We start from the raw sequence: 5,288 nt of genomic DNA on the forward strand, positions 1-5,288 counted from the left end.
AACTTTAAACTCTAAGACAAACATTTTACGCAGGGGGGACTTAGACAAAATCAGTATAGCACAATAAAAGTTAAGTTAACAAGATATAGTTTAAAAAGCCGTCCTAAAAGGACGGGGCTTTAACCCAAAATTTCGGTAAATTAGTCCTTCATAGGGATAGGGAGACCAATAGGATAAATCGTATAGACCATTAAAACGAAAGCCTTTTTGATACAATTGGTCGTAAATTTTTGTAAAAAATGTATGGCGAAAATCGGAGGGACGAAACCCAACTTCTGAAAGAATCATGGCAATTTTTCTCTCTTCTAGAAAATTGGTTGCTCCAGCTAAAACCTGTAGCTCATAACCCTCTGTATCCATTTTAAGCAGGTCTATCCTATCTATCCCCTGAGCTTGACAAAAATTATCTAAGCTATCAATTGTAATTGCTTCTGTTTTGTCGGTGGATTGGCCTTGATTCTCGCCTATGGGCCGGTTTAAGGCATCGGTGAGGGAGTTTTTTTGAGAATTAGAGTTTAAGATAATTGTTTTTTCTGAAGGTTGCTCGCCTAAAGCGATCGGAAAACAGCGAATTCGCTGATTATCAGCAAATTTTTGAGATAATTGGGCAAAAGTTTCCTTGATTGGCTCGAAACAAAGAATATCAGCTTGAGGAAATTTTTGATGAAAGTAACTACCTGTTTGTCCAATATTGGCCCCGACATCAAAAATAATCTTTGGTTGCTGGTGATGACAAATTCTTTCTATATCTGAGGCCACATCCCAACCAGCAGGGAAGGAATCGGGGGAAACTTTCTTGTAAGTCTGAAGACTCAATTCATGAATCAAATTTTTCAGCCGGCTTTTAATGCTCATAATTGTTTTGTAAATTAGGAGGGTAATTGATACAGCCAATATAGCAGTCGAAGGGACAAGTAACTAGAGTAAAAAAAGTCACTTTAATTATCCTCTGTCCCTGCAACTGTTACTCAGAAATGAGGGATAGAAGCGGTTGGGTAATCCAGTTGAATGCTACGGCGATTTGATGGTTGAGGGTGGGCAGACGGTAGAGATAGACTAAGCGACGGGTAAGATGGGCAAGGGGACCGGCTAATTCTAGTCCTAAACCGCTAATGGTAGCTTCATCGACTCCGAGGGTCAACATTTCGCCTAAAGGTTGATAACGGAAGGGTAAAGCCGGTTTATCGTGGAAACTCGCCCAAATATTCCAAGCGCAGTAGTCGGACTGTTGAAGGGCGACCTGGGCCGTGGCAGTATAGGGTTTATCCTCTTGATCGCGACTATCGGCCGCATCGCCGATCGCGTAGATACTGGGGTTTTCGACAGTTTGTAAATATTGATTAACTTTTAGTAATTTGCGCTCATTATGTGCTAAAGGCAAATTAGCGAGCAGTGGGGAGGCGATCGGACTAACGGTCCAGAGAATTAGATCAACGGGGATATTGTCTATCTGTCCCTTGTAGTCAAGGGAGAGGCGATCCGCTTGGATATCGGCGACGGTGGTTTCTAGGTCTAACCAAACCAGACGTTTTTCTAGGGCTTTTTTGGCGGTGTCGCGGTTAAATTGGGTTGAAGGTCCGAGAATATCGCTATTTCTTTCGATCAGACGAATTCTTCCCCTTTCTCCGAGGCGATCGGCCAGCTTACAGGCTAATTCTACGCCGCTATAACCGCCCCCGATAATGGCGACCCGAATTTTATCGCGATCGGATTGTTCTAGGGTTTTGAGTCGATCCCGAAGACGATAGGCATCCTCTAGACTACGAAAGGGGATAGCGTGGGTTCTGGCCCCGGGTAGGAAGTCAAGGGAAGATTGACCACCGAGGGCGATGACGAGGCGGTCATAGCATATATTGTTTTGATTGTCAAGGGTTATTTTATGATTATTAACATCGATCGCCGTGACGGTTCCCTGTTGGAAGTCAACGGGGGTATTAGCGAGCAATTCGCTGAAAGGGGGAGCAATTTCCCAGGATTGCAGTTCTGAGGTGACTAATTCGTAGAGAAGGGGAGAAAATAAAAAGCGATCGTTTTTATCAATTAAGGTAATTTGAGGGGGGTGTTGATCGGGCCAAGGCAATTGACTCAAACGTAAAGCAGTATAGAGTCCACCAAAACCACCACCGAGAATACAAATTTTTGGGATTGAGTCAGTCATATCGATCGCTGAGGGTTTTGTTTCTTATTTTGACACTCCCTGCCGTAAAATGGCTCTCTTATTCTTTGTGTGATCAGTTTAACTGATATAGAAGCGATCAATCTTTGTGTCCTTTGTGCCTTTGTGGTTCGTTCCACGCACTCGCCAGCAAGACTGTATCTTAGAATACATTTTACCCACCAAACCTAAGAGAGCCGTAAAATGGACGGGGAAACTTAAACCCAAATTTTCGGCAAAGCGAGGAAAGAAAAATAGTTTTATATTTATCTACCCAGCCAAATCGTCAACAAAGCCACAATTGTAGCCAGAAAAAGGATATGATTCATCCAATCGTCGAAAGACCAATTTTTAAACATATTTAGTTCCTTAAAATCGAGGCTTACCGCTCAACAGCTTACCTTAATTTCTGATAGAAGTGCTATTGGCTGCAGCTGGTTGACTCTGGCAATATATTAAGATTAGTTAAACGTAGGTTGGGTTGAAGTATGAAACCCAACGCCCGCATAGTTTACGCTACCGCTAACCCATCCTACAAATAATTGTGCCTCCCTACTTAGGGTTGGCTGAAAAAGTTTTTCGTGGGGGTAGGGTGTGGGGTGTGGGCTTCGGCCGTGAGCTCAGCCGAACGGGTGTGGGGTTTTAGCGATTTTGAGGGGGTCAATTACCTAATTTTCAGGGAAAAAGTCCCTGAATTTTCCCCCCGATCACTCCCATGTCCGGTACTTTTTGATTGACAAAAGGTCTAAAAGTCTTACCCAACAAGGTTTTTAGATTTATGCAGCCAGATATACTTAGAAGTGCTATGGCTGGTTGACTCTGCCAATATATTAAGATGAGTTAAGGGCAGTAAAGAGATCGTTAAATCAATCATAAATTGTTATAGTCCATTTCCTCCAGAGCCTAGCATAGAGGGGAAGCATCCTTAATCCCTAGGTAATTGCATGAATGGACTACAACAACAGATTATCAGTCTTGATCGGAAAGTCGATCATCTACAGGATATTGTCGAAAGCCTCAGCCAGCAAATTGCTATCCTAGCTGGGGATAAATCGAATCATTCCCCGCGAGAATCCCTGGAAATGGTCGGGTTTTCCGAGTTATCGGATAATAGCCTCTACGATCATAAAGATATTCTCCGAGATCACGGTGGCAAACAAGCCGCGGCTGTCAATGGCGATAATCCTTTTTCCGATGAAATCCAAATTCGCCGATTAACGGCACAATTGACGGCGGCTTACAACCGCATTGCAGCTCTCGAAGAACAATTACTCAGCTATCGCATCCATTCCTAGTTAATTTCTGCCCAGAGGATTGGTGGAAGATTGTGAGTTAGAATTAGGCAGACTGGGTAAACCGGGGAAGGTGGGATTAGTCGGCAAATTGGGCAAAGGATTGCTATTTTCCATTGTGGGATTGTTAGCCTCCCCCGATAGAGTCGCTAAAGCCACGCGATCGCCGCCCACCTGTCGCAGCAGGTCTAAAACCCCAACCACTTCGTTGTAACTGGAATTACGGGAGGCATTCAGTACCATCAGTCCATTGGGACTATATTGATGATAATTCTTGATCGCCTCAAACAACTGGGGGCGAGTCACCATCTGTTTTTCGACGTAGAGTTGTCCGAAATCATCGAGACTAACCACCAACATTTCCCGCATCGGGGTGGTGGCGGTACTAGCTTTCGGTAAATCGAGGCTGATCGCCTGTTGCCGAGATAATCCCACTGCACCGAGAATAAAGAAAGTGAGAATACAGAAAATTACATCGATCAGAGGAATGATATTAACCTGCACATCCTCTTGAATGCGGTGTTGATCATGCCATAATTTCAGGGGACGAGCCGTAATATGGCTGCTTTTTGTTGTTTTGGGTTGCTGGATTTTAGTTTCGGCCATGGCTGATAAGGGAGAGATTTAGCGATCGAGCGGTTTTTCTAGGTTAGCACTGAGGGCGTATTGTTGGTCTTCTCCATCTAGCCAACGTTGACGGTAGATAATTTCTAAATCACTGCCGGCCTTGCGGAAAATTCGGGCTTGATTGAACCAGAGTCCCTGAAAAATGCGATAGAAAGCGAGGCTAAAAATAGCGACAATTAAGCCGGTAGCGGTGGAAATTAAAGCTTCACTAATACCTAAAGTTACCCCAGCTGTAGAGGAAGTTCCCAGGTCACTTAATTGAATATTGGCCAAAGAGGTAATTAAACCGAGTACCGTCCCTAATAATCCTAACAGGGGGGAAAGGGCGATGACTGCCTCAAGGATTTTATCGCCCCGTTTCATTAGGGATAACTGTTCATCGGCAGCCGATTCGAGGGCAAAGTGAAAAACCTCTGGATCTGGATTTTCTAAGCGAAGAGGTGCATAAAGATAACTACCAATGGGATGATTGCGGGAATCTCTGGCGACTTTTGTCGCCAAATCCCAATTACGGATGGCCGATTCCATAATCCGGTTTAAAATCTGGCCTTCACTGAGGAGGGTGCGACTCCAAAACCAAATTCGTTCGATAATAGTGCTAAGAGCTAAAATAGACAGAAAAAGCAGCGGCCACATGGCCACTCCGCCTTTTTGGATTAAATCAGTTATACTCACGAGTTGTTTTGTCCCTCCAATACCGGGCGATCGGGTAATGATTATAGTTTAGGATTTAGGTTTATAGATTGACATTTATCGTCCTTACGCTGACTTACAATACAGGATGAGATGGGGCTTTTCAAGGGGCCAGAAGATGTCAAAAAAGGGATTGCCCTGACTCCATTTGAACCTAATTCTGGCCTGAGAAGTCTAAACCACGGCTATCTAATACCAAATCCGTTGAGTATAGGCTACATATCAGGATAGGCAATAGGCAATAGGCAATAGGCAATAGGCAATAGGCAATAAGTAGTCGTGCAAAATTAATTTCCTAGTCGAGACAGGAGACAGGCTTCGGCCGTGAGCTTTTGCGTTCGACAAAAGCTCACGCCGAGGTCCGAACGGAGACGGTCGTCAGGAGACGGTCGTCGGGAGACGGGAGACGGGAGACGGGAGACGGGAGACGGGATACAGCTATTAGGGATCGGATTTGAGTTTTCAGTTCACTGTTTCCTCACATCAGAAGTCTGACGGAGTAGTGGCTTAGATGTGTAATT

At 44.4% G+C, this 5,288-nt stretch carries 5 protein-coding genes; 1 reads left to right on the forward strand and 4 read right to left on the reverse strand.

The annotated features are described in order from the left end of the window. Nucleotides 1-90 precede the first annotated feature (90 nt). Nucleotides 91-855 carry an FkbM family methyltransferase gene (locus O9334_RS19755; protein ID WP_288002014.1) on the reverse strand — a complete coding sequence of 255 codons (765 nt, stop codon included), beginning with the start codon at nt 853-855 and terminating at the stop codon, nt 91-93. 109 nt (nt 856-964) lie between these two features. Then, the gene (locus tag O9334_RS19760; protein ID WP_288002017.1) at nt 965-2,158 is read right to left on the reverse strand and encodes an NAD(P)/FAD-dependent oxidoreductase; all 1,194 of its coding nucleotides are present in this window, start codon (nt 2,156-2,158) and stop codon (nt 965-967) included. A gap of 941 nt (nt 2,159-3,099) precedes the next feature. Here O9334_RS19760 and O9334_RS19765 point away from each other — a divergent pair. Continuing rightward, nucleotides 3,100-3,450 (forward strand): hypothetical protein, encoded by a 351-nt coding sequence (locus tag O9334_RS19765; RefSeq protein WP_288002020.1) that lies wholly within the window; start codon nt 3,100-3,102, stop codon nt 3,448-3,450. On the opposite strand, the gene O9334_RS19770 is transcribed toward O9334_RS19765, so the two are convergent. Next, entirely contained in the window at nt 3,451-4,053 is a 603-nt protein-coding gene (locus O9334_RS19770; protein ID WP_288002023.1) for an ExbD/TolR family protein, read from the reverse strand. Nucleotides 4,054-4,071: 18 nt separating this feature from the next. Next, nucleotides 4,072-4,710 (reverse strand): MotA/TolQ/ExbB proton channel family protein, encoded by a 639-nt coding sequence (locus O9334_RS19775; protein WP_080754329.1) that lies wholly within the window; start codon nt 4,708-4,710, stop codon nt 4,072-4,074. Nucleotides 4,711-5,288 lie beyond the last annotated feature (578 nt).

It is taken from the genome of Microcystis sp. LE19-8.1F (assembly GCF_027531715.1).
Taxonomy (GTDB): Bacteria; Cyanobacteriota; Cyanobacteriia; order Cyanobacteriales; family Microcystaceae; genus Microcystis; species Microcystis wesenbergii_A.